The following is a 25,516-nucleotide window of genomic DNA, read 5'->3' as shown; positions in this document are numbered from 1 at the left end:
TTCCACTTGCCTTTCGCCATGGGTATTGCACAATACCGCCCCTATATCTCCCAATCCTTTAGTATTTAGCAAACGATTTCTACCCATGTTACTTATCATCGATAACTACGACTCTTTTACCTATAACTTGTATCAGTATTTCTGTGAGTTAGGGGTCACTGTAAAAGTCGTTCGCAATGATGAGATTGATATTGCGGGCATTGAAGCGCTAAATCCTAGTCATCTTGTTATCTCGCCGGGTCCTTGCACGCCGGATGATGCAGGTATCTCTCTACAGGTGATTGAACACTTCGTCGGTAAGTTACCGATCTTAGGTGTGTGTCTTGGCCATCAAGCCATTGCTCAGGTGTTTGGTGGTGAAGTGGTGAGAGCCAGACAAGTGATGCATGGTAAAACCTCGCCGATCCGTCATAACGGTAAGAGCGTTTTTCAAGGTCTTAATAACCCTTTAACTGTCACGCGTTACCACTCTTTAGTGGTGAAAAACGGCACATTACCAGACTGCTTTGAACTGACGTCTTGGACAGAATTTGAAGATGGCAGTATGGATGAGATTATGGGTTATCAACATAAAACCTTGCCAATTGATGCCGTACAATTCCACCCTGAATCGATTAAAACAGAGCAAGGACACCAGCTTCTCGCTAACTTCCTAGTACGCTGAGTGTTTTAATTTGACGCTTTCATCGTCTAGATAAGCCAGTTAAACGTATTCCATCACTGATTAAACGTCTCAATTTGGGCTATGTGCGCCTTCATCGTTCTGACATCGATCACTTTTTATAACATTTTTCTCTCGTCAGGCTAAGTTTTTAGCCTATGCAAAATTATGCGCCTTATTTCCTCTCGCCCTCAATGTGCTGTAATACCAGCAAGGCTTTGCTGTTGCTGGTGATACCTTTTGGTAAAAAAAGCTTCATAAAAAAGATCAATTAATGCATAAATAGTCATGGTGGTGACGTTTGGTCCGTTGTTTTAGATGGTTAAAGAATAATCCACTATTGTAAAGGTTAATTAAATGTAAATATAATGCTTCATTGGGATTATGGCGAGACAAAATATCTTTGGCTCACTGATAAACCAGTGCGCTTAATTTGCGAAGCTTGCGGTATCGAGAAGGAATGTACGATGACAGTGGAAAATAAAGTAGAACGTAGTCTGTTTAATGAGGTGATGGTGCCTTGTTATAACCCAATGGAAATGATCCCAGTAAAAGGGCAAGGCGCACGTGTTTGGGACCAACAAGGCCGAGAGTATATCGACTTTGCTGGTGGTATCGCCGTGAGCTGTTTGGGTCACTGTCACCCAGCAATGGTGAATGCGGTTACTGAGCAAGCAAACAAGATTTGGCATCTAAGCAATGTGATGACCAATGAGCCAGCACTGCGTCTAGCGAAGAAGCTCACCGACGTATGTTTTGCAGAAAAAGTTTTTTTTGCCAACTCTGGCGCAGAAGCGAATGAAGCCGCATTGAAGCTAGCTCGTCGTTGGGCGGCGGATGTTCACGGCCCTGAGAAATCTGAAATTATTGCATTCAAACAAGGTTTCCATGGTCGTACCTTCTTTACCGTGACGGTGGGAGGCCAAGAGGCTTACTCTGACGGTTTTGGTCCTAAACCGGGCGATATTACTCATCTGCCTTACAACGATATTGCAGCGCTAGAAGCGCACATCTCTGATCGCACTTGTGCCATCATGATGGAACCTCTGCAAGGTGAGGGCGGAATCATCTCTCCAACCTCTGCATTCGTGAACACCGTTCGCGAACTGTGTGACAAATACAATGCACTGCTCATCTTTGATGAAGTGCAAACGGGTAATGGTCGTACTGGTAACTTTTATGCTTACCAAGGGCTAGGTGTGACCCCCGATATTCTAAGTACTGCGAAATCACTGGGTGGTGGTTTCCCTATTGGCGCAATGCTAACAACCACAGAACTCGCGACACATCTGAAAATCGGGACCCACGGTTCTACATACGGTGGTAACCCATTGGCGTGTGCTGTTGCAGAAGCGGTTGTTGATGTGGTTAGCCAACCTGAAACATTAGCTGGCGTGAAAGAGCGTGAAGCCTTGTTCCGTGATGGTCTTACTAAGATCAACGATAAATACCAAATCTTCAGTGAAATTCGGGGTAAAGGCCTACTACTAGGTGCTGCGCTTAACGAAGAGTGGCAAGGTCGAGCGCGTGACGTATTAGTTGCCGCTGGCGAGCAAGGTCTGATGGTGTTGGTTGCAGGGCCAAACGTGATTCGTTTCACGCCATCACTGGTTATCACGACACAAGATATTGAAGAAGGCTTATCAAAACTAGACAAAGCAATTGCTACGCTAGTTTAGCCTGAGCGGCGTCATGGAATGATCACTAATAAAGCGATCCGATGACGTTTTGCTAAAGGCCCAAGCTTTTGTTTTGGGCCTATTTTGCATCTGGAGGGAATATTGATGCTAGTTATTCGCCCAATTAAACGATCTGATTACGACGCGCTGCATACTTGTGCGGTTGAGTCAGGACATGGATTTACATCTCTTCCGATTAACGAAGAACTGTTAACCAACCGCATTGCTCACTCAGAATACAGCTTCGCAAAACAAGACGTAACCGAACCCGGTGACGAAGGTTACTTAATGGTAGGCTACGATACCGAAAGCGGTGAAGTCGCCGGTACGACTGGCGTTGAAGCTGCGATTGGTTGGGACGTCCCGTTTTATTCTTACCATATTAGCAAGGTTGTCCATTCATCACAGAAACTCGGCGTGAATAACATCGTTAAGCTACTGACTTTTGGTAACAACTATACCGGATGCAGTGAGATTTGTACGCTGTTCTTACGCCCTAACTTTCGGGGGGGATTGAATGGTCGTTTGATGTCGAAGTGCCGTTTTTTGCTTATGGCTGAACACCCAGAGCGTTTCTCGAAAACCATCTTTGCTGAGATGCGTGGTGTTTCTGATGCGGAAGGTAACTCGCCTTTTTGGCAATGGCTGCAAGAGCACTTTTTTTCGATTGATTTCACGCTTGCGGATTATCTAACCGGTATTGGCAAAAAAGGCTTCATTGCTGACCTCATGCCGAAACTGCCTATTTATGTGAACCTATTGAGCCAAGAAGCTCAGGCGGTAATCGGAGAGGTACATGATAATACGCGTCCGGCGCTTAAACTGCTGGAGCGTGAAGGTTTCACTAATCGCGGCTACGTCGACATCTTTGATGCAGGCCCAACGGTTGAGTGTGATCTAAGAAACATCGAATCAGTGCGTCACTCAATTCGCTCTCAAGTTCAAATTGCAGATCACGCCAGCTCTAAAGATTTCCTAATTGGCAATACCTCGTTTGAGAACTTCCGCGCTGTCGCGGCGAAAGCGGCGTATGACCAAGTGACTAATACCGTGATTTTATCACCTGAAGTCGCAAGCGCTCTTGAAGTAAAGGAAGGCGAATTCGTTCGTATATTGGCTCAATAATAGCGGCGATTATCTGTCGAAGATGTTAAGGATAAAAATATGACTCAGTGGATAGCAGGACAATGGGTAGCAGGTCAAGGTGACGCCATGACATCGGTAAGCCCATACAATAATGAAGTTGTGTGGCAGGGCGATAGCGCAACACCAGCACAGGTTGAATCTGCTGTAACAGCCGCTCGTGAGGCTTTCTTAGTTTGGAAGAAGCTGAGCTTTACAGAGCGTGAAGCGATCGTGTTGAACTTTGCCGAGAAGGTAAAAGAGAACAGCGAAGAAATCGCACAAATCATCGCAAAAGAGACAGGCAAACCGATTTGGGAAACGCGCACTGAAGCGGGTGCGATGGCAGGCAAAATCGCTATCTCTATTCGTGCTTACCATGAACGTACCGGTGGGGCATCACGTGAAGCTGCTGGCAACCAGATTGTACTGCGTCATCGTCCATTGGGCGTGATGGCGGTATTTGGTCCTTATAACTTCCCGGGTCACCTACCAAACGGTCATATTGTTCCTGCGCTGCTATCGGGTAATACCGTGGTATTTAAGCCGTCAGAGCAAACACCTTGGACGGGGGAGTTCGTCATGAAGCTGTGGCAAGAGGCGGGTCTTCCAGCTGGTGTGATTAACCTAGTACAAGGCGCTAAAGAGACAGGCATCGCACTGGCTGAGGCTAAAGGTCTTGATGGTGTACTATTTACCGGTAGTGCTAATACCGGTCATATCCTTCACCGTCAATTCGCGGGCCAACCGGGCAAGATGCTGGCGCTAGAGATGGGCGGCAACAACCCGATGGTGATCAGTGATCAATTTGGGGATGTTGACGCGACGGTTTACACCATTATCCAGTCGGCTTTCATCAGTGCGGGTCAACGTTGTACATGTGCACGTCGCTTGTATGTGCCGGTTGGAGAGAAGGGCGATCAACTACTGGATAAGCTCGTTGCTGCGACCTTGAAGATTCGTGTCGATCAGCCATTCGCTGAGCCAGCACCCTTCATGGGTCCGCAGATCTCTGAAGCTGCGGCTAAGTTCATTCTGGACGCGCAAGCGAATCTGCAATCGTTAGGCGGTGTCAGCCTAGTCGAAGCAAAAGCGGGTCAAGCGGCGTTTGTTTCTCCTGGCATCATCGATGTAACCAACATTGCTGAACTGCCGGATGAAGAGTACTTCGGTCCATTGCTACAAGTGGTTCGTTACCAGTCACTAGAGCAAGCGGTTGAGCTAGCGAACGACACGCGCTTTGGTTTATCTGCTGGTTTAGTTTCAACCGACGATTCAGAGTGGGAATACTTCGTTGACCATATCCGCGCAGGCATTGTTAATCGTAACCGTCAGTTGACTGGCGCAAGCGGCGACGCACCATTTGGCGGCCCGGGAGCTTCCGGTAACTTACGTCCAAGTGCTTACTACGCGGCGGATTACTGTGCGTATCCGATGGCTTCAATGGAAGGCCGTGAAACTCAACTGCCAGCCACGTTTAGCCCGGGAATTGAGCTTTAGTTTAAATTTAAGTGACAGAATGACTGACTGGCTTATGAAATAAAGGCTGCTGACTTTGTGTCTAAGCCTCGCCTTTTCTAATCCAAATGACTAGCTTGCTAGAATCTTTGATAAGGAGTCTCCATGACACCCGATCTACTCTTTAAATCACTATGGGATGATTACATTGATAGGCTTTGCCCATCGGCAGAAAAAGTTCATCGTCTACTGAAAGAAGACGAAGCGCTGATTAATGATCACATTGCATTGCGTACTTTCAATGTTGATCCTTTGGGGATTGACACACTCGCTAAGCCTTTTCTGGCTTTAGGTTATAAGGCGTGTGGCGATTACTTGTTTGAAAGCAAGAAGTTGGTGGCTAAGCACTATGAGCACCCAGATCCCACCCAACCTAAAGTGTTTATTAGTGAGTTGAAGGTCGAAGCGTGTTCCAGTGATTTACAGCAGATCGTGGCTAAGTTGGTTGAGCAAGTGGACGTAAGCAAGCTTCAAGGTTATGAGTTCTTGTTTGGTGGCCGACTTTGGGAGCTGAGCTTCGCGGATTTCCAAGTGTTAGCAAAAGAGAGCGAATATGCTTCTTGGTTAGCGGCTCATGGCTATGGTGCAAATCACTTTACGGTGAGTGTGAATCAGCTTAAGCACTTCGAGGAGGTGCAGAGTGTGAATGACTATTTGAGAGAGTCGGGCTTCACAATCAATGCATCTGGAGGTGAGGTTAAAGGCTCTCCAGAGGTCTTATTAGAGCAATCATCAACAATGGCGGATAAAGTTCCAGTATCATTTGTTGATGGCAATGAGATGATTCCTGGTGGCTTCTATGAGTTTGCGAAGCGTTATGTGATGGATAATGGTGAGCTATACACTGGGTTTGTGGCGGCATCAGCAGATAAGATTTTTGAGAGTACTAACGGGTAGATATAAGAGTCGAGGTTCGGGCTTCTCCCTGCGAGAGACAAATCGTCATTCCATAGACCGACGAAGGAGTAGGGAATCTTTATAGATTTACCCACTTGTTTGAAGAGCTCCCCAACTCGGTCGTCCCTCCTTCTTGGGGATGACGCAAATAAACAAAAAGCCACCAATGTCTCCATTGGTGGCTTTTAAAATTTTAGCGGTTAATCGAGATTAACGAGTGCCGTAGACCACGATAGTTTTACCGTGTGCAGAAATTAGGTTCTGCTCTTCTAGCATCTTCAAGATACGACCTACTGTCTCACGAGAACAACCAACGATCTGGCCAATCTCTTGACGAGTGATCTTGATTTGCATGCCGTCAGGGTGAGTCATGGCATCGGGCTGTTTCGCTAGATTTAGTAGCGTTTGAGCGATACGACCTGTTACATCAAGGAACGCTAAGTCACCAACTTTTTGGCTCGTTACTTGTAAACGGTTTGCCATTTGCGATGAAAGGCGCATCAGGATGTCTGGGTTCACTTGGATAAGTTGGCGGAATTTCTTGAAAGAAATTTCAGCAACTTCACAAGGAGATTTTGCACGAACCCATGCAGTACGCTCTTGGTCTTCTTCGAAGAGGCCAAGCTCACCAATGAAGTCACCTTGGTTTAAGTAAGAAAGAATCATTTCCTTACCTTCTTCGTCTTTGATAAGAACTGCCACAGAACCTTTAACGATGTAATACAAGGTTTCTGCCTTTTCACCAGCATGAATCAAAGTACTCTTTGAAGGGTACTTATGAATATGACAGTGTGAAAGGAACCACTCTAATGTTGGATCGGTTTGGGGTTTACCTAGAACCATAATATCTTACTTCCTCTGCAGGGTATGCTTGCTGCTTTCCGTATTTTAGCTAAGCCTGGATTGACTTGTAGGGTAAGAGCACTCGTTGAGCGCTGCAAGCTATCTTGTGTTTCGTCTAAGAATAGTATCCTTTTTCCGAGACTATTTCTTGATTTTAATCGTGACCAAGCCACGATTTTTTACGCAAAACTGTGCACATGATCACGGTATGAAAAGTAATCAATAAAAACGTTGTTTTGTTAACCAATTTTTCCGGTTTCGATGAGTTGTTGTAGGATCGGTCTTACGATGAGCTCCATAGCAAAACTCATTTTCCCCCCCGGCACGACTAGCGTGTTATGGCGAGACATAAATGAGCCATCAATCATGGCCAAAAGGTAGGGGAAATCGACGTTTTTTATGCCACGCAAACGTATCACTACGAAGCTTTCGTCTAAACTTGGAATCCCTTTCGCGTTCAGTGGATTTGAGGTATCTACGGTTGGAACACGCTGAAAGTTGATATGGGTCCGTGAAAATTGTGGGGTAATGTAGTTAAGGTAATCATCCATCGAACGAACAATGGAGTCCATTACTGCTTCACGGGAGTGACCACGATCGCGAGTGTCACGAACAAATTTTTGGATCCACTCAAGGTTGACGATGGGCACCATGCCGATCAGCAAATCGACATGTTGGGAAACATTGATGTCACCATCAACTACACCACCATGCAGACCTTCATAAAACATCACATCGGAGTTTTCAGGGATCTCTTGCCATGGCGTAAAGGTGCCCGGCATTTGATTGTACGGCACGGCTTCATCGAAGGTGTGTAGGTAACTACGTACCTTACCTGTGCCTTCGTTACCGTATTGACGGAAGAACTCCTCTAATGCGCCAAAATCGTTGGCTTGCGGACCAAAGTAGCTGATGTGCTTACCTTGCTCGCGCGCTTTACGGATTTCGACATCCATCTCTGGTCGAGTGAAGCGATGGAAGCTATCCCCTTCAACCCAAGCAGCCTTGACGTTCATCATATTGAACATTTTACGGAAGGCTTCTGAGGTGGTGGTGGTGCCGGCTCCTGATGAACCCGTCACCGCAATTATTGGATGTTTAGCGGACATGACAACCCTTGTCTTTTGAGTAACTTACTTGTTAGCAATCGGTTACTACTATAACACGGCTCCTTAATGAGCGCAGCCTAGAAGCGTTTTGTGACCTGAATATCAACGGTTTCATGTAGCTCAGAAAATACGATACTGATTTCTCCTGAGGCCAATTGATTTTTTACTTGGTCAATCTTGTTTTGAAGTGAAACCTCTACATCACCGTAGTCTGTGCCTTCACGCAGTACGAATTCTTTAATCAGGTTCTCCAGCGTTTCTGGGGCGATGTCTTGCCATGGGATGATCATAAATACTTCTCTCTTTTATGTTCATGGGTATGTTCATTCATGAGTAATGAGTGTGCTCAGCAATGTTTTTACTTCTATTGACTAAGGCTCAGTCATTATGCCGAATTTAGGATGCTTTCATAGTAGGCCGGTAACGCTTCTTCTAACCAAAATCTTGGCTTGAGTGTGCTGCCGGTAATAAACCCCACATGGCCACCTTTTTGAAACAGCCGATAATCGATGTTGTCCGGTAGTACGAATTTGGGGATGACGTCATCGGTCATAAACGGATCGTCTTTGGCATGAATGATCTGAGTTGGCAGCTTGATCTTAGTCAGTTTAGGAAGCGCTGAACATTGTGCGTAATAATCTTGAGCATTTTTGAATCCATGCAAAGGTGCGGTAATGCGTTCATCAAACTCATACAGTTTGGTGATGTTGTGAATGGTTTCAGTGGTAATGCCGAGCTTCTCTTGTAGCAGATTGGCCTTTTTCAATGCATTCGATTTTAGCGAGTTGAGCAGGTACTTCTTATAGAGCTTTGAAAAGCCTTGTTCAATACGACTGGAACAACAAGCAAGGTCGAAGGGTGCTGATACAATCGTAGCAGCCGACAGTAACGGGTCATCCGCATATTCGGCGAGGTAGTTGGCCAACATGTTTCCGCCCAAGGAAATACCAACCGCAACCTTCGGGTTATGGGGAAACTGAGCGTGCAGATGTCTTAAGAAGAAGCGTGCATCTTCGACTTCACCGGAATGATATGCGCGAGCCAAACGATTAGGTTTGCCGCTACAGCCTCTAAAGTGCATCATCACTGATAACCAACCATCTTGCGCAAATGCATTCATCAGTCCGTTGGCATAAGGGCTCTCAAAGCTGCCTTCTAAACCGTGGAATAGCACGAAAATGGGTTTACTACCGAGGTTGTTGCTACTTATGTTGTCACTGTCTGGAGATTCACTCCAAGCAAGATCGAGAAAGTCACCATCGGGGGTGTCTAAGGTTTGCCAGTGAGGAGTAAATAATGCCTGTTTTCTAATGAATCTGGGTACTAATGTTTGTAAGTGTGGATTCGATAGGCCAGTGGCTGCGGTAAATATTGTCATAAAACGATCCATGCTTCTTTTTATGGGCTTTGATAACGTGTTGAGCTTCTAATTAAACGCCCATATGTTAATTTGAGCTTGATGGATCCTCGGATTGAGCGCAAGTCTTTTACCTGTGGAGTTTTAAAGTTGTGAATAACAATGGAGTCAGTCCCTCTTTGTGTGAATTAGGGGAGTCACGTACTTCACGTTAGTGTATTTGGAAGTGTTGAACCTTAATGAAGCAAAAGGAAAGGCAACGCAACGCGTTAGGGGAGAGGGGCGGGTTCAGAAAAAGCGTCGTAGAGGTTTTCTGCTCCTAATAAACGACAGTACTGAAACGCGAGCGGTGATTGCTGGCTAGCGAACAGTTTTAGGGAGTTTATACAGTCGACGAGATCAGATTGTTGTTGTTTCTCAAGTTGTAACTCAAACTGTAGGGCTTCACGGTAGAGTGAGTCGATAACGTGTGCTTTGAGGTGTTTACGTAGCTCTCGATAACTATGCAGTAGGCTTTCAGAGCGGCTCAAGCACTGTTGAACTTTGTGCCACTCTTCTTCAGCAAAAGACAATTGCTGCTCATCAAGCCATTTGAGAAGCAGCAGTAGATTGACGTTGCCATGGAACTGGTTTTGCAAAGCTAAGCACGCATCCTTTACACCACGCACACTGTAATACTGAAGGCTAAACTGCCACAGTCGTTCCAGTGTTAGTGATATTGGGGCGTGCTCTGGGCTCATAAGCTATCCATATCCTGTTCCATCTGCTCAAGCTCTTCTTGAGTGGACATCCAATCCATTTCAACGTCTTCTAGCTGTGACTTACTGCTCGCTTGTAGAGCGAGTACTTTATTCAGTTTAGCCTTATTTTCAGCTTCATACAGTGAAGTGTCGGATAATTCTTGCTCGGCTTCTTCAAGAGCCTGCGTGAGTTTATCCATCTGCTTTTCAAATTGAGTGAGCTTTTTACGCAGGGGTGCCGTCAGTTTACGGAACTCGGCTTCTTTACGTTTCTGCTCTTTTTTCGAAGCAGCACTGTTGGTGTTGTCTTTTGCAGGTGCCAATGCTTGCGCTTCTTTACGCTCGACTTTCTGTTGTTCGGTCAGCCATTTGTAATAATCGCTAAGGTCGCCATCAAACGGTGCTACTTGGCGATCGTGTACCAGATACAAGTCATCCGTCGTTGCTCGCAACAAGTAACGGTCGTGCGATACGATAACCATCGCGCCTTCAAATGTTTGCAAGGCGAAGGTTAATGCCTGACGCATATCGAGATCCAAGTGGTTAGTCGGTTCATCGAGGAGCAACAGGTTCGGTTTTTGCCATACCAACAGAGCCAGTACTAAACGGGCTTTTTCACCACCTGAGAAGGGGGCCACTTTATCGAGTGCTTTCTCACCTTGGAAACCAAAACTGCCTAAGTAATCTCGCAGTTGTTGCTCGGTGTGCTTAGGCGCAATCTGCATCATGTGTTGCAGTGGCGTCTCTTCTGGATGCAACGTCTCTAATTGATGTTGAGCAAAGTAACCCATCTTAACGCCTTGCGAATAGCTTAGCTCACCACCTTGTTGTTTCAACTCTCCGGAAAGCAGTTTAATTAGCGTTGATTTACCGGCCCCATTTCGACCAAGCAGACCAATGCGACTGCCAGGTACTAGGTTGAGGCGAATTTTTTCTAGAATTAAGTTGTCATCGTAACCTGCGGATACCTCGTCCATCATCATGATTGGGTTGGGTAACGCGTCCGGTTCTCTAAATTGAAAGCTAAATGGGTTGTCAAACTGAGCGGGCAGCACTTGTTCCATTTTCTCTAACGCTTTAATACGGCTTTGCGCTTGGCGAGCTTTTGACGCTTTGTAACGGAAACGGTCAATGTAGCTCTGCATGTGAGACATCTGTTTCTGCTGCTTTTGGTACATTGCTTGTTGCAGAATCAGCTTTTGCGCTCGTTGGGTTTCAAACGATGAGTAGTTGCCCGTGTATTCATTGAGCTGTTGATTTTCAACGTGCACGATGCGGTTGACGATAGGGTCTAAGAAGTCTCTATCGTGCGAGATCAGTACTAGTGTGCCAGGGTAGCTTTGTAGCCAGCGCTCTAGCCACATTACCGCGTCTAAATCCAAGTGGTTGGTCGGTTCATCAAGTAGCAGTAGGTCACTGCGACACAGTAGGGCTTGCGCTAGGTTCAAACGCATACGCCAACCCCCTGAGAATTGAGTCAGGTTCCATGTCATTTGTTCTTGACTAAAGCCTAGGCCGTCCAGTAACTCAGCCGCGCGGGCCTTGATGCTGTAACCACCAATGGTTTCAATCTTGCCGTGGATCTCTGCGACCAATGTGCCCTGGTCGGCTTGTTCGGCTTTTTCTAGTTGATCTTCAAGGCCACGGTATTCTCGATCGCCATCAATCACATATTCAATGGCCGTTCTTTCTAACGCTGGGGTCTCTTGAGCAACCCAAGCCATCTCCCAATGGGCTGGCTTACTGAATGAGCCGGCATCAATAGACAGTTCGTCCTTAATTAAGGCGAATAGTGTAGATTTACCACAACCGTTTTTACCAACCAAACCGATCTTGTCGCCAGGGTGAAAAGTCGCAGATGCTTGGTCGAGAAGTGGCTTACCACCGCGGAGCAATTGAATATCAGAGAAAGTAATCATAGAAGTAGCATAGAAATTTGAGGTGAACAGACGCCTGCATAGTAGGCTGAAACCAGATAAAAGTCGATCACAATGCAATTTAGGTTATTATGCCAATAACATATTGGTAACTTTTTTTTAAATTTTAGTGGCTTTGCTACTGTTTAGCTCTTAAAGGAGAGTTTTAAAGGAATGAGTATTACTCCCTCAATAGACAAACCCGTACCAAAGGTGTTAGTGATTTATGCACACCCAGATCCACAAACCTCTATCGCTAATCAAATTATGGTTAAAAAGATAGAGTCGCTTGGACATGTCAAAGTTCACGATCTTTACGCCCTTTACCCTGATTTTTTTATTGATGTGCCTTATGAGCACCAACTGCTCCTTCAGTACGATGTGATTGTGTTTCAGCATCCCTTGTTTTTGTATTCCTGCCCTTCGTTATTGAAAGAGTGGTTTGATCGCGTATTAGGCAAGGGCTTTGCGTTTGGTGAGCAAAGTGCGCTCAAAGGTAAGTACTGGCGCAGTGTGATCACAACCGGTGGTAAAGCAGAGGCGTTTGGTGCTGCAGGCTATAATAAATATCCACTACAAGAGATCTTACAACCATTTGAGTTAACCGCTGCTTTGTGTCAAATGCACTGGATGCCACCCTTGGTTTTACACTGGGCGAGGAATATCCCGGACATGGCGCGTTACCAACACGCTGAAGACTATCGGAATTGGTTGCGAGACCCGTTACAAGGTATAGGAACAAATGATGGCTCTGACTAACGATTTTCTGCAAAGTGGCGTTATATTCTTAGCGGCGGCTGTGGTTGCAGTTCCTATCGCTCAGCGAGCGGGACTCGGTTCGGTACTCGGTTATTTATTAGCGGGGGTCGCGATTGGCCCTTGGGGGCTGGGTTTAATCAGTGACGTTGAAGCGATTCTACATTTCTCCGAATTCGGGGTGGTACTGCTGCTGTTCTTGATTGGTCTTGAACTTAACCCGAAAAAGCTGTGGCAGATGCGGGCGCCTATTCTCGGATTGGGTGGTGCGCAAGTGCTGATCACCACTCTGATTATTACCGCCATTGCCAGCATGTTTGGATTAACGTGGCAAACCAGTCTCGTGATTGGGATGGGCTTAGCGCTCTCTTCAACGGCCATCGCCTTACGTGTTATCGAAGAGCGAGAACTGGGTGGAAAAGAAGCGGGGCAGTCAGGCTTTGCGGTATTACTTTTCCAAGATATTGCCGTTATTCCAATGCTCGCAATGCTGCCTCTGCTTGCCGGTAATACCGGCGGTAGTTGGGCGGACATGTTGTGGATGTTGGGCGGGGTTGTTGGTCTACTTGTGGGTGGTCACTTCTTGTTGAGACCACTGTTTCGATACGTCGTGATGAGTGGCGTACGCGAGTTGTTTACGGTCGCCGCGTTGTTACTGGTGATTGGTATTGCTGTCATCATGCAACAGATTGGTTTGTCGATGGCACTGGGTACTTTTCTCGCGGGAGTGCTTCTGGCTGAAAGTGAATATCGACACGAGCTTGAGGTCGCCATCGATCCATTCAAAGGGTTATTACTTGGTCTATTCTTTATCTCGGTGGGTATGGCGGTGAACTTAGGCTTACTCGCCGAAAGCCCATTCGCGATACTGATTGCAGTATTGGCTCTGGTGGTGTTGAAAGGCTTAGTGCTGTACGTACTCGCTCATATCTTTGGCACTCAGGCAAAAGCGCGTAGCCGCATGGCGATGATTCTCAGTCAAGGTGGTGAGTTCGCGTTTGTTATTTTTACCGCGGCGAGTGCTCAAGGCATCTTAAGTGGCGACCAGGTGTCGTTCTTACTGGTCGTGGTGAGTTTGTCGATGGTAACCACGCCATTGATGCTTAAGCTGCAAGATCGGTTTTTTGCTCGTCAACTCAACCAAATCAGTGAAAGTGCGATGTCTTCAGATGTGGTCGATCGTAGCCCGCGAGTGATTATTGCGGGTTTTGGTCGTTTCGGTCAGATTATTGGTCGTTTGATGTACGCCAATAAGATTCGCATCACTATCCTAGAAAGTGATGCTAGCCAAATTCACATTCTTAGAAAGTTCGGCTACAAAGTTTTTTACGGTGACTCTACTCACTTAGAGTTGTTACGCGCGGCCGGTGCTGATAAAGCAGAGGCGATTGTGCTGTGTACCGATTCACCAGACGAAATCATGAAAACCGTCGATTTGTGTAAGCAGCACTTCCCACGCTTGAAGATTTTAGCGCGCGCTCGAAGCCGTGTTGAGGCGTATCAATTACTTAACCACGGTGTGAGTCACTACTCTCGTGAAACCTTCCTTGGGGCATTGGATCTCGGTCGTCAAACATTGACTGAACTGGGTATGCACCCATACAAAGCGAAGCGAGCAGAGGCACACTTTAGAAAGTTGGATAATGGTATGCTCAAAGAGTTGCTGCCTCAGCATAACGAAGACGCCGAGTTAACTCAAAGGGCCAAAGAAGCTCGTAAAGAGCTTGAGGAAATTTTTGGACACGAGATGGAAAACGATCACCAATCTCGAAACTATTGGCAGTAACCTTCGTTTAGAGTTAACCGCTGAGTCTAGCAATATAGCTTGAGCTAAAAATAATCACTTAAAAGCAGCCATCTAATAATAAACGCGGTCTCTGCTTAACGTCTAATTGAGTGAGTGAGAAGAACCGCGAATCCAGAGTAGTAAAGGACATGAACGTGAAACAGAAAAAACGCTTTATCGCAGGGGCAAGCTGCCCAAGTTGCAACACTCAAGACACACTCCGTTGGTGGATTGAAAACAATATCGAGCTAGTGGAATGTGTCGATTGTGATTTCACCGAGCAGCGTAAACCGAAAGCTGTAGAGAAATCTGAACACGCGAATCAAGAAATGATCGGTATTTTTAAACCAGAATGATTGAGTTTCACTAATTCATCCCCATAATAGCGGGGGTATAAAATTTATTCCTAGGTTCAACTGTTCGAGCCTAGTCCAAACCTCCTTGGAGCTCTCATGAAAATTGAAAAGAACGTAGTAGTTAGTGTTGCATATCAAGTAAAGCTTGAAGATGGCGTAGTCGTTGACCAATCAACTGCAGAAGCTCCACTCGATTACCTTCACGGTCACAACAACCTAATTACAGGTCTTGAAAAAGAGCTTGAAGGCAAAGTCGCTGGCGACAAGTTCTCTGCAACCGTTACGCCAGAAGACGCATACGGCGAACACAACGACGACTTAGTACAACGTGTTCCTGCTGATGTATTCCAAGGTGTTGAGCAAATCGAAGTTGGCATGCGTTTCCTCGCGGATACAGACCAAGGTCCTATCCCTGTTGAAGTGACTGAAGTCGATGGCGATGAAGTTGTTGTAGACGGCAACCACATGTTAGCTGGCCAAACTCTAACGTTTGACGTTGAAGTGGTTGCAGTTCGTGAAGCGACGGAAGAAGAAATTCAACACGGTCACGTACACCAAGAAGGTGGCTGTGGCGGTCACGACCATGACCACGAAGGCGGTTGCTGTGGTGGCGAAGGCCATGATGGTGAAGAGAAAAAAGACGGCTGCTGCGGCGGCGGTGGCTGTGGTTCTCACTAATACCGAATTAACGGTTTAGATTTAGAATGCTGAAAAACCTCCCTTGCGGAGGTTTTTTGCTATTGGCGCCGAGTTTTTTTTGGGGGCTTTTACTCTATCGAACTGAGTCTTCATAAAGAGTTTGGTTTTCGCTATCAGACATCGAACCATGAATGTGGTATTGATAGCGTAACATTATAAGAGTACGTCAGTGGAGAGTTTGCATGTCACAGCCTTTTTCAATTGCCATTCATGGTGGTGCAGGAACCATCTTACGAGAGCAAATGAGCGATGAATTAAAAACAGGCATTACTCAGGTTTTGGAGAAGTCGGTTTTGGCTGGCTACCAAGTTTTGCAAGCCGGTGGTGATGCTCTGGACGCGGTGGTCGCATCGGTCAAAGTGATGGAAGACAGCCCTCACTTCAATGCCGGTAAGGGTTCCGTTCTCACGCATGATGAATGTGTAGAGATGGATGCCTCTGTGATGCACGGCCGCGAAATGGACGCCGGTGCCATTGCGGGTGTTCGTCATATTAAAAACCCAATTGAGCTCGCACGTGATGTGATGCTAAAGAGCGACCACGTATTATTGATCGGTGAGGGCGCTGAGAAGTTTGCCTTTGAGCACGACTATACCTTTACCGAGCAAGACTACTTCTTTACTGAGCGACGCTATGACCAACTTCAGTCGATGAAAGAGAAAGGCATATTTGCTTTGTCTGAAGCGAAATATGATGAACAGCAAGCTGAAAAATATCCTGACGACAAAAAGTACGGCACGGTCGGTGCAGTAGCATTAGATCAAGCGGGTAACTTAGCGGCCGCCACGAGTACTGGTGGCGTAACCAATAAGAAGTACGGTCGGGTGGGGGATTCTCCGATCATTGGTGCGGGAACCATCGCTGAAAATGGCAATGTTGCGGTTTCAACAACCGGCATGGGCGAGTTCTTTCTACGTAAAATGGTTGCAGGTGATGTAGCAGCACGCATGCGTTATCTGAAAGAGGATGTGCACACCGCTTGCGAAACGATCATTCAAGGTGAATTGAAAACCATGGGCGGGGAAGGCGGTTTGATTGCTATCGATGGCCTAGGCGATATTCATTTTAGTATGAACAGTTCGGGGATGTATCGTGCAAGCGTTGATACTCAAGGTCGTATCGAAGTGAAGATTTATGCGGATGATTAAGTTGGTATTGGCTTAATCCACACCGATCAAACAGATAAAAGGGCGACAGATAATCTCTGCCGCCCTTTGATTTTTCAGATTTCTAACGATCTATATCACTAGAATCAATTCGTCATTTTGAGTCGAATTTAATAGTGTGGTGGTGGCGTTTCTTCCGATGCGTCTGCTAGGTTAGAGCCATCCATATTTTTCACTTTGCCCACCACGAACTTCATCTGGTCTTGCATTCTCGAGATTAACATCTGTTGTTGGCTAAGCGCTTCATTGAGTTCTTCAATGGTCTGTTCTTGGAAAGCCAGCTGACACTCTAGGTCATTTACGCGGCTTTCTAGTTGTTCAACTCGCTTTTCTGTCATCGTTCTTAATCCACATTCCAAGCTTGGGCAATGCCCGCAGAGGTGCCCGATATCACACGGTTATTATCATCAAAGGCTGCATCATACACTACCGCGCGGGGAGGGCGAGCATCTTTTAATGGCTCGGCATCGTAGCGAGAAATTCGTTGACCATCATGCGTATCCCAAACACTTACTTGGCTTGATGGTGAGCCCGTCACCAACAAATTACCATCGTCAGAAAAGCGGGCGCTAGAGAAGATCAGTTGTCGAGACCAGCTTTGTAGTTGTGCTTGAGGTTCTCCAGATTCCAGATTCCAGATTGTCGCTTGATTACCACCATCTGAAGTAAACGCCATTTTGCCATCACGTTGTAGGGCAACACGTACTACTCTCTGCTCATGTTCAAAGGTGCGCATTATTAAGCCTGATTCGGTATCCCATAGGTAAGCTTTGTAGTCGTTTCCCCCCGTTAGTGCATAACGTCCATTTGAAGAAAGGGCAACGGAATTAACTTTTTCTCTGTGGGCTAGGAACTCCAGACGGCGTCCGGTGACTAAGTCCACATAGATAGCTTTGCCGTTAGACAGACCGAGTAATACTTTTTCACCGTTACTCGATATGTCAACATCACGAATCAAGCCGTCGGAAATAGACCATAGCCCTTCAGCTTGCGTCCAAGATAAGTCCCAAACGGCGAAGTTCATCTGGCTAGCGGTAATGGCAAAGCGGCCATTGTCCGAAATGCGTATTCGCGATACTTGGTTTTCGTCTTGGTCTTGTGGGCCGAGTTGAGCTAACTCTTTGTTTTGTTCTAAATCCCAAAGGAGTAACTTTTTTTGTTGAGAGTAGAGTAAAGCAAAGCGTCCATCTCTGCTGAGTGCAAAGCTGGTAGCACCATTGGGTTCGATTTCCCAGCGTTGGGCATCACCTTGAAAGAAAAAGCAACCATTTAACAAGGTGATGACAATTGCATATAGCAATGAGTGAAAAAATATTCGCATCACATCTAATAATCCAGTTTGTGTCGAAAGACATATAACGAGTATATTGTTATAACTAACGTATTCACACCAATCTAATCATTAGATTTGTGCACAATAACCAATGGCTTGGCCATTAATTGGAGAATTCAATGAAATCAGTTTTAAAAGTATCACTGCTTGCCGCAACGGTTATGTTGGCAGTTGGTTGTCAAAAAGAAGAACCAAAGGCAGAAGCGCCACAGGTAGAAGAAGTTAAAGTAGCAGCAGATGCAGTAAACTTTAAAACAGAAGATGACAAAGCGGCGTATGCCATTGGTGTATCTTTCGCAAACTACTTGAGCACAAGTATTGATAAGCCAAGTGAGCTCGGTATTAACCTAGATAAAGACATTGTTCTTCAAGGCATCAAAGACGTATTCGCGGACAAGACAGCGCTTAATGAAGAAGAAACTCGCGCTGCACTTGAAGGGCTAGACAAGCGTGTTGCGGAAAAGATGAAAGCACAGGCGGCAGAAAAATCGGCAGCAACGAAGAAAGCCGGTGATGATTTCCGAGCTGAATTCGCTAAAAAGGAAGGCGTAAAAACGACAGAATCGGGTTTAATGTATCAAGTTATGACGGCTGGTAAAGGTCAATCGCCGAAAGACACCGATACTGTTCAAGTTCATTATAAAGGGACACTTACCGACGGCACTCAATTTGACAGCTCTTACGATCGTGGCGAACCGGCGACATTCCCACTAAACCGCGTAATTCCAGGCTGGACAGAAGGTGTACAACTGATGACAGTGGGTTCTAAGTACAAGTTCGTTATCCCGCCAGAGCTAGCATACGGTGAGCAAGACACGCCAACGATCCCAGCTAACTCAACGTTAGTATTCGAAGTTGAACTGCTAAAAATTGATAACACTAAAGCGGCTCCAGCTAAGTAATATCAGCGAAACGCTTCGTAGCAAAATACGTTGATTGAATAAAAAGCCTAACTTCAAAGTTAGGCTTTTTTGCGATTTGACGGTGAGTATTTAATTTTTAAACTTGTTCTAAATCACTAGTTGTAATGTTAGCTAGGTGTGCAATTAAAATTTTCTGATAAACTTACATAAATTTGTTGATTTTTCACACGAAGGTAAGGAATAAGTGACTACTACAGAAATAGTAAATGCCGATGTGTTACTCGAAATGGAATCAGTCCACGTCACGCCATTCAGTGAACACGATAAAATCATCTTAAGATCTTACGAGGCCGTGGTTGACGGTATTGCGAGTTTGATCGGCCCATTTTGTGAAATCGTTTTACACTCTTTAGAAGATCTCAATACTTCGGCAATTAAAATTGCCAATGGTGAAAACACAGGCCGTCAAGTCGGCTCGCCAATTACTGATCTTGCATTGAAGATGCTAAAAGATATTGAAGGTTCTAAGCGTAACTTTTCGCGTTCATATTTTACTCGCGCTAAAGGTGGAGTCTTAATGAAGTCGATCACGGTTGCTATCCGCAATGGTGACGACCGAGTGATTGGTTTACTGTGTATTAACGTGAACTTAGATGCGCCTTTCTCCCAAGTACTGCAATCTTTCATGCCGACGCAAGACGCAGATGAAGCTGCGTCTTCGGTTAACTTCGCAAGTGATGTTGAAGAACTTGTTGATCAAACGGTTGAACGCACCATTGAAGAGATCAATGCAGACAAGTCAGTCTCGAACAATACCAAGAACCGTCAAATCGTGATGGAGCTATATGATAAAGGTATTTTCGATATCAAAGATGCGATTAACCGTGTTGCTGAGCGATTGAATATCTCTAAGCATACGGTGTACTTGTATATCCGTCAGCGTAAAACAGAGGATGAAGAGGGGTGTTAAGCTACACGCTCTTAGTCAATGGATCGGTCTATGGTACGCAATCCGCAAGAAGTGCTTATCAGTTTGCCGTGGCTCTAATCAAACAGGGCCACAAGCTTCACAGTGTGTTCTTCTATCAAGATGGCGTCAGTAATGGCTCTGACCTTACTGTACCGGCCAATGATGAATTCGATTTGGCCACGGCATGGCAAAAGTTTGCAATTGAACACGATATTAGTCTCGAAACTTGCGTTGCCGCGGCATTAAGACGAGGCGTAGTGAGTTCAGAAGAAGCAGCACAACACCAGTTAAGCAGCTCTAATTTAGCCGCGGGTTTCACGCAAGCTGGATTGGGAAGCTTAGCGGAGGCTTTGTTAACACAAGATAGGGTTGTCCAGTTTTGAGTCAATTAGCCTTCATATTTAACAGCTTTCCTCACACAACCGCAGCCGGTAGAGAAGGGCTAGACGCATTGCTTGCCGCTTCCGCTTATAGTGAAGATATTGCCGTGTTCTTTGTCGGGGATGGGGTGACACAGCTTCTCAAGGCTCAACTGCCAGACGAAACACTATCACGTGACTACATCTCAGCTTTTAAACTGATGGACCTATACGACATCGAACAAGTGTATGTATGTCAACGTAGCCTAAGTGATTTTGGCCTCTCATCTGAGAATCTGTTGATCGATGTGACGACACTCGATGTGGATGAGCTGACGCAAAAGTTAGCTCAGTGCCATCAGATACTGACTTTCTAGGTGCAGTTATGCTTCATATTGTAAAATCAGCAGAGAAACTCAAACTTGCATTAGCTTACTCACAACCACAAGATCAATTCCTTTTGGTTGAAGATTCAGTGTATGTTTGTCTTCCTAATCATGAGTTATTCACTCAAATCTGCACAGTAGAGCAAGTGTCGGTGTTAAAACCGGATCTCGATAGTCGAGGTTTACAACAGCTCGCGGCAAGTTCATTTACTCAGGTGGACTTTGACGGGTTTGTTAAACTGACGGTTTTAAACGATAAATCAGTGACTTGGTAACTGTCTTGTATCCTTTTGGTCAATTTTTTACCGTCCTGAGCTCTGGATGGCTAAAAAAGATCCGTATATTTCTTGACACACCTCCCACTGCTGCATAGAATTTTGCGTCCCTAATTACGACTTGTAGTTAGGAATAGATTTTTCACAAAGCTTACTTTCAAGTAAATTTCAGGAGCTAGTTAATGGCAACTATTAACCAGTTGGTTCGCAAGCCTCGTGTAAAGCAAGTTGTTAAAAGCAACGTGCCTGCACTAGAAGCGTGCCCACAAAAACGTGGTGTATGTACTCGTGTTTACACTACTACACCTAAAAAACCTAACTCGGCACTACGTAAAGTATGTCGTGTACGTCTAACCAACGGTTTCGAAGTAACTTCGTACATCGGTGGTGAAGGTCACAACCTTCAAGAGCACAGTGTTGTACTAATCCGTGGCGGTCGTGTAAAAGACCTTCCGGGTGTTCGTTACCACACTGTTCGCGGCGCGCTAGACTGTGCTGGCGTTAACGACCGTAAACAAGGTCGTTCTAAGTACGGTGTGAAACGTCCTAAGTCTTAATGCATTTTCTTTTTTAAAAGAAAGCGTTAAGTAAGGCCAAACACTATTTTATTTATTATTCTGAAAAGTTTTGGAAAAAACCTGAAGAAGACAACGGAGAATATCCATGCCACGTCGTCGCGTAATAGGTCAGCGTAAGATCCTTCCAGATCCTAAGTTCAAATCTGAATTGCTGGCAAAATTCGTTAACATCCTTATGGTTGACGGAAAGAAATCTACTGCAGAAAAAATCGTTTACACTGCACTAGATGCAATGGCTGAGAAGTCTGGTAAAGACCACTTAGCTGTATTTGAAGAAGCTCTTGAAAATGTTCGCCCAGCGGTAGAAGTTAAATCTCGCCGTGTGGGTGGTTCAACTTACCAAGTACCTGTAGAAGTTCGTCCGGTTCGCCGTAACGCTCTTGCTATGCGTTGGGTAGTTGAAGCTGCGCGTAAGCGTGGTGAAAAATCTATGGCTCAACGCCTAGCTGCTGAAATGCTAGATGCGTCTGAGAACAAAGGTACTGCGGTTAAGAAACGTGAAGACGTTCACCGCATGGCTGACGCAAACAAAGCGTTCGCACATTACCGTTGGTAATACCTTTATAGTGCTGCAAGGTTCCTTGCAGCACTTCTTTAGTTCCTATGCTTATGCTAGGAACTATTGCTATTTCTAGGGCAAGCACTTTTTAGCTAAAGCATCGCTTTAAACGCATAATCTAGGCATAGCAATAGTCCCTAAGTCTCTAATAAGAGGATTCAACCGTGGCTCGTAAAACTCCTATAGAGCAATACCGTAACATCGGTATCGTTGCTCACGTAGATGCAGGTAAAACAACCACAAGTGAACGTATTCTGTTCTATACTGGCCTTTCTCACAAAATCGGCGAAGTTCACGATGGTGCAGCAACCATGGACTGGATGGAGCAAGAGCAAGAGCGCGGTATTACGATCACTTCAGCAGCAACCACTACGTTTTGGCGTGGTATGGAAGCTCAGTTCTCGGACCACCGTATCAACATCATCGACACTCCTGGACACGTTGACTTCACAATCGAAGTAGAACGTTCTTTGCGTGTACTTGATGGTGCCGTTGTTGTGTTCTGTGGCTCATCTGGTGTTGAACCTCAGTCAGAGACCGTATGGCGTCAAGCTGATAAGTACCAAGTTCCACGTATGGTTTTCGTTAATAAAATGGACCGTACCGGCGCCGACTTCTTGCGCGTAGTTGAACAGATCAAGGACCGCCTAGGCGCAACGCCTGTTCCAATTCAACTGAACATTGGTGCTGAAGAAAACTTCCAAGGTGTTGTCGATCTTATCAAGATGAAGGCAATTAACTGGAACGAAGCTGACCAAGGCATGACTTTTACGTACGAAGACATTCCTGCAGACATGCAAGAAATGGCTGAAGAATATCGTACGGAATTGGTTGAAGCTGCTGCAGAAGCAAATGAAGAGCTGATGGATAAGTACCTTGAAGAAGGTGAACTAACCGAAGCCGAAATCAAACAAGGTCTTCGTACTCGTACCCTGAATAATGAAATTGTACTTGCTACTTGTGGTAGTGCATTCAAAAACAAAGGTGTACAAGCTGTTCTCGATGCAGTGGTTGATTTTCTTCCTTCTCCAGTCGATGTACCTGCAATTAAAGGTATCGATGAAGACGAGAACGAAGTAGAGCGTCATGCCGACGATAAAGAACCGTTCTCGGCGCTAGCATTCAAGATTGCAACAGACCCATTCGTTGGTACTTTAACTTTCATCCGTGTTTACTCTGGTGTTGTTGAAAGCGGTAAAACAGCTTACAACTCTGTGAAGAAACAACGTGAACGCTTAGGTCGCATTGTTCAAATGCACTCAAACAAGCGTGAAGAAGTAAAAGAAGTACGAGCAGGTGACATCGCAGCCATCATTGGTCTGAAAGATGTGACTACTGGTGAAACCCTTTGTGACCAGAACCATAAGATTGTTCTTGAGCGCATGGAGTTCCCAGAACCAGTGATTCAGATCGTTGTAGAGCCAAGCTCTCAAGCTGATCAAGATAAAATGACTATCGCTCTAGGTAAACTAGCTGCGGAAGACCCATCGTTCCGCGTTGATATGGATGCGGAAACTGGCCAGACTCTGATTTCTGGTATGGGTGAACTACACTTAGATATCATCGTTGATCGTATGAAGCGCGAATTTAGCGTGAACTGCAACGTTGGTAACCCGCAAGTGGCTTACCGTGAGACTATTCGTGGTTCAGCGAAAGCGGAAGGTAAATTTATCCGTGAACATGGTGGTAAAGGTCAGTACGGTCACGTATGGCTGAAACTGGAACCATCAGAAGTGGGCGAAGGCTTTGTCTTTGTGGATGAAATTGCCAATGGTATCGTACCGAAAGAGTTTATCGCTTCAGTGGCTAAAGGCGTTGAAGAGCAGATGAACAATGGTGTGCTTGCTGGCTATCCAGTTTTGGATATCAAAGCTACACTATATGATGGTTCTTACCATGAAACAGATTCAAGTGAGATGGCGTTTACAATCGCTGCCTCTATGGCTTTCAGAACGGGTGCACTTGAAGCGCAACCGGTTCTGCTTGAGCCTATGATGAAAGTTGAAGTAACGACTCCAGAAGACTGGATGGGTGACGTTGTTGGCGATATTAACCGTCGTCGCGGCATCATCGAAGGTATGGACGAGGGGACAGCTGGCCTGAAGATAATTCGTGCACAAGTTCCGTTGTCTGTCATGTTCGGTTACGCAACTGATTTACGTTCTGCGACACAAGGCCGTGCTTCTTACTCTATGGAGTTTAGTGAGTACGCTGAAGTGCCTAACAATGTTGCAAAAGCAATCATTGCAGAGCGTGGTTAAACAAAAGGGACGCATTTTTTTCATTTTTTGAAAGATCAATGCGTCCAAATATTGCGCTAACGAGAGTTGGCGCATAAAATAGCAATTTCTGGCGCGTCTCGCTCAATAATGAACGTGGCGAATCATAACTAGGAAGGAACACGATTGTGTCTAAAGAAAAATTTGAACGTACGAAACCGCACGTAAACGTTGGTACTATCGGCCACGTTGACCACGGTAAAACAACTCTAACTGCTGCTATCTGTACTACACTTGCAAAAGTGTACGGCGGTGTTGCTAAAGATTTCGCATCAATCGATAACGCTCCTGAAGAGCGCGAGCGTGGTATCACAATCTCAACTTCTCACGTTGAGTACGATACTCCTGCACGTCACTACGCACACGTTGACTGTCCTGGACACGCCGATTATGTTAAAAACATGATCACTGGTGCTGCTCAAATGGACGGCGGTATCCTAGTTGTTGCTGCAACAGATGGTCCAATGCCACAAACTCGTGAGCACATCCTACTTGGTCGTCAAGTTGGTATCCCTTACATCATCGTATTCATGAACAAATGTGACATGGTTGATGACGAAGAGCTTCTAGAGCTAGTTGAGATGGAAGTTCGTGAACTTCTTTCTGAATACGACTTCCCAGGTGATGACCTACCAGTTATCCAAGGTTCTGCACTTGGCGCACTAAACGGYGAGAAGCAGTGGGAAGACAAGATCATTGAGCTTGCAGAAGCACTAGATTCTTACATCCCTGAGCCAGAGCGTGCAGTAGACCAACCGTTCCTACTACCAATTGAAGATGTATTCTCAATTCAAGGTCGTGGTACAGTTGTAACTGGTCGTATCGAGCGTGGTATCCTACGCGTAGGTGACGAAGTAGAAATCGTTGGTATCAAAGAGACGACTGTTACTACTTGTACTGGTGTTGAAATGTTCCGTAAACTGCTTGACGAAGGTCGTGCAGGTGAGAACGTTGGTGCACTTCTACGTGGTACTAAGCGTGATGACGTTGAACGTGGTCAAGTACTTTCTGCGAAAGGTTCTATCAACCCACACACTAAGTTTGAGTCTGAAGTATACGTACTTTCTAAAGACGAAGGCGGCCGTCACACACCTTTCTTCAAAGGTTACCGTCCACAGTTCTACTTCCGTACAACTGACGTAACAGGCGACATCACTCTACCAGAAGGCGTAGAAATGGTAATGCCAGGTGACAACGTTCAAATGACGGTTGAGCTAATCGCTCCAATCGCAATGGACGAAGGTCTACGTTTCGCAATCCGCGAAGGTGGCCGTACAGTTGGTGCTGGTGTTGTAGCTAAAATCTTTGC

The 25,516-nt window shown here is 45.7% G+C and carries 27 protein-coding genes; 19 read left to right on the top strand and 8 right to left on the bottom strand.

The genetic code is table 11. The features are described 5' to 3' along the window. The first annotated feature begins 85 nt into the window (after positions 1-85). The 5 genes from L4B77_RS04385 (at position 86) to L4B77_RS04365 (ending at position 5,877) form a co-directional block, all read left to right on the top strand. Positions 86-664, top strand: coding sequence for an aminodeoxychorismate/anthranilate synthase component II (locus L4B77_RS04385; protein ID WP_429748732.1), 579 nt, complete (start codon positions 86-88; stop codon positions 662-664). A gap of 464 nt (positions 665-1,128) precedes the next feature. Continuing rightward, positions 1,129-2,340 (top strand): aspartate aminotransferase family protein, encoded by a 1,212-nt coding sequence (locus L4B77_RS04380; RefSeq protein WP_429748730.1) that lies wholly within the window; start codon positions 1,129-1,131, stop codon positions 2,338-2,340. A gap of 105 nt (positions 2,341-2,445) precedes the next feature. Next, complete coding sequence (astA, locus tag L4B77_RS04375) at positions 2,446-3,465, top strand: arginine N-succinyltransferase (protein WP_372067189.1); 1,020 nt, start codon at positions 2,446-2,448, stop codon at positions 3,463-3,465. Positions 3,466-3,504: 39 nt separating this feature from the next. Then, the gene (gene astD, locus L4B77_RS04370; protein ID WP_429748728.1) at positions 3,505-4,962 is read left to right on the top strand and encodes a succinylglutamate-semialdehyde dehydrogenase; all 1,458 of its coding nucleotides are present in this window, start codon (positions 3,505-3,507) and stop codon (positions 4,960-4,962) included. A gap of 123 nt (positions 4,963-5,085) precedes the next feature. Continuing rightward, positions 5,086-5,877 carry a DUF1338 domain-containing protein gene (locus L4B77_RS04365; protein ID WP_429748726.1) on the top strand — a complete coding sequence of 264 codons (792 nt, stop codon included), beginning with the start codon at positions 5,086-5,088 and terminating at the stop codon, positions 5,875-5,877. Between the two features lie 210 nt (positions 5,878-6,087). Here L4B77_RS04365 and crp read toward each other — a convergent pair whose 3' ends face one another. From crp to L4B77_RS04335, 6 genes are all read right to left on the bottom strand, one after another. After that, a complete protein-coding gene (crp, locus tag L4B77_RS04360) occupies positions 6,088-6,720 on the bottom strand; it encodes a cAMP-activated global transcriptional regulator CRP (protein WP_017036097.1) in 633 nt (210 codons plus the stop codon). Positions 6,721-6,959: 239 nt separating this feature from the next. After that, positions 6,960-7,829, bottom strand: coding sequence for a phosphoribulokinase (locus tag L4B77_RS04355; protein WP_372040952.1), 870 nt, complete (start codon positions 7,827-7,829; stop codon positions 6,960-6,962). Between the two features lie 77 nt (positions 7,830-7,906). Next, positions 7,907-8,119, bottom strand: coding sequence for a YheU family protein (locus L4B77_RS04350; RefSeq protein WP_261838247.1), 213 nt, complete (start codon positions 8,117-8,119; stop codon positions 7,907-7,909). A 95-nt stretch (positions 8,120-8,214) separates the two neighbouring features. After that, entirely contained in the window at positions 8,215-9,207 is a 993-nt protein-coding gene (locus L4B77_RS04345; protein WP_261838246.1) for a hydrolase, read from the bottom strand. A gap of 248 nt (positions 9,208-9,455) precedes the next feature. Further along, complete coding sequence (locus tag L4B77_RS04340; RefSeq protein WP_261838245.1) at positions 9,456-9,926, bottom strand: TIGR02444 family protein; 471 nt, start codon at positions 9,924-9,926, stop codon at positions 9,456-9,458. Then, complete coding sequence (locus tag L4B77_RS04335) at positions 9,923-11,845, bottom strand: ABC transporter ATP-binding protein (protein ID WP_429748722.1); 1,923 nt, start codon at positions 11,843-11,845, stop codon at positions 9,923-9,925. Before L4B77_RS04335 ends, L4B77_RS04340 begins: the two co-directional genes overlap by 4 nt. Before the next feature lie 171 nt (positions 11,846-12,016). On the opposite strand from L4B77_RS04335, the gene kefG reads away from it, so the two are divergent. From kefG to L4B77_RS04310, 5 genes are all read left to right on the top strand, one after another. Beyond that, positions 12,017-12,601, top strand: coding sequence for a glutathione-regulated potassium-efflux system ancillary protein KefG (kefG, locus tag L4B77_RS04330; protein ID WP_261838243.1), 585 nt, complete (start codon positions 12,017-12,019; stop codon positions 12,599-12,601). Continuing rightward, positions 12,588-14,384 carry a glutathione-regulated potassium-efflux system protein KefB gene (gene kefB, locus L4B77_RS04325; protein WP_429748793.1) on the top strand — a complete coding sequence of 599 codons (1,797 nt, stop codon included), beginning with the start codon at positions 12,588-12,590 and terminating at the stop codon, positions 14,382-14,384. The genes kefG and kefB overlap by 14 nt, the downstream gene beginning before the upstream one ends. A gap of 155 nt (positions 14,385-14,539) precedes the next feature. Further along, positions 14,540-14,740 (top strand): YheV family putative zinc ribbon protein, encoded by a 201-nt coding sequence (locus L4B77_RS04320; RefSeq protein WP_261838242.1) that lies wholly within the window; start codon positions 14,540-14,542, stop codon positions 14,738-14,740. A 96-nt stretch (positions 14,741-14,836) separates the two neighbouring features. Next, a complete protein-coding gene (gene slyD / locus L4B77_RS04315; protein ID WP_261838241.1) occupies positions 14,837-15,418 on the top strand; it encodes a peptidylprolyl isomerase in 582 nt (193 codons plus the stop codon). A 203-nt stretch (positions 15,419-15,621) separates the two neighbouring features. Then, entirely contained in the window at positions 15,622-16,587 is a 966-nt protein-coding gene (locus L4B77_RS04310) for an isoaspartyl peptidase/L-asparaginase family protein (RefSeq protein ID WP_372067171.1), read from the top strand. 128 nt (positions 16,588-16,715) lie between these two features. On the opposite strand, the gene L4B77_RS04305 is transcribed toward L4B77_RS04310, so the two are convergent. Together L4B77_RS04305 and L4B77_RS04300 are read right to left on the bottom strand one after the other, a co-directional pair. Beyond that, positions 16,716-16,943: a SlyX family protein gene (locus L4B77_RS04305; RefSeq protein ID WP_017100010.1), complete on the bottom strand. Its 228-nt coding sequence runs from the start codon at positions 16,941-16,943 to the stop codon at positions 16,716-16,718. A gap of 5 nt (positions 16,944-16,948) precedes the next feature. After that, entirely contained in the window at positions 16,949-17,926 is a 978-nt protein-coding gene (locus L4B77_RS04300) for a WD40 repeat domain-containing protein (protein ID WP_429748718.1), read from the bottom strand. A gap of 131 nt (positions 17,927-18,057) precedes the next feature. On the opposite strand from L4B77_RS04300, the gene fkpA reads away from it, so the two are divergent. From fkpA to tuf, 9 genes are all read left to right on the top strand, one after another. After that, on the top strand, positions 18,058-18,840 hold the full coding sequence (gene fkpA, locus L4B77_RS04295; protein WP_261838238.1) for an FKBP-type peptidyl-prolyl cis-trans isomerase: 783 nt from the start codon (positions 18,058-18,060) through the stop codon (positions 18,838-18,840). 205 nt (positions 18,841-19,045) lie between these two features. Further along, positions 19,046-19,771: a helix-turn-helix transcriptional regulator gene (locus L4B77_RS04290; protein ID WP_261838237.1), complete on the top strand. Its 726-nt coding sequence runs from the start codon at positions 19,046-19,048 to the stop codon at positions 19,769-19,771. After that, a complete protein-coding gene (gene tusD, locus L4B77_RS04285) occupies positions 19,765-20,154 on the top strand; it encodes a sulfurtransferase complex subunit TusD (protein ID WP_261838236.1) in 390 nt (129 codons plus the stop codon). The genes L4B77_RS04290 and tusD overlap by 7 nt, the downstream gene beginning before the upstream one ends. Further along, positions 20,151-20,507: a sulfurtransferase complex subunit TusC gene (gene tusC / locus L4B77_RS04280; RefSeq protein ID WP_429748715.1), complete on the top strand. Its 357-nt coding sequence runs from the start codon at positions 20,151-20,153 to the stop codon at positions 20,505-20,507. The genes tusD and tusC overlap by 4 nt, the downstream gene beginning before the upstream one ends. 8 nt (positions 20,508-20,515) lie before the next feature. Further along, the gene (tusB, locus tag L4B77_RS04275; RefSeq protein WP_429748713.1) at positions 20,516-20,791 is read left to right on the top strand and encodes a sulfurtransferase complex subunit TusB; all 276 of its coding nucleotides are present in this window, start codon (positions 20,516-20,518) and stop codon (positions 20,789-20,791) included. Positions 20,792-20,973: 182 nt separating this feature from the next. Continuing rightward, positions 20,974-21,348: a 30S ribosomal protein S12 gene (rpsL, locus tag L4B77_RS04270; RefSeq protein ID WP_004737194.1), complete on the top strand. Its 375-nt coding sequence runs from the start codon at positions 20,974-20,976 to the stop codon at positions 21,346-21,348. Between the two features lie 106 nt (positions 21,349-21,454). After that, positions 21,455-21,925, top strand: a complete 471-nt coding sequence (gene rpsG, locus L4B77_RS04265) for a 30S ribosomal protein S7 (protein WP_004737195.1) — start codon at positions 21,455-21,457, stop codon at positions 21,923-21,925. A 167-nt stretch (positions 21,926-22,092) separates the two neighbouring features. Further along, positions 22,093-24,189 (top strand): elongation factor G, encoded by a 2,097-nt coding sequence (gene fusA / locus L4B77_RS04260; RefSeq protein WP_429748709.1) that lies wholly within the window; start codon positions 22,093-22,095, stop codon positions 24,187-24,189. 146 nt (positions 24,190-24,335) lie between these two features. Next, on the top strand, positions 24,336-25,516 hold a 1,181-nt coding region (gene tuf / locus L4B77_RS04255; RefSeq protein WP_429748706.1), incomplete at its 3' end, for an elongation factor Tu.

Source organism: Vibrio minamisatsumaniensis (assembly GCF_050337445.1).
GTDB lineage: Bacteria > Pseudomonadota > Gammaproteobacteria > Enterobacterales > Vibrionaceae > Vibrio > Vibrio artabrorum.
Note: the sequence above shows the minus strand (reverse complement) of the source record. Positions and strands in the feature narration are given on the sequence as shown.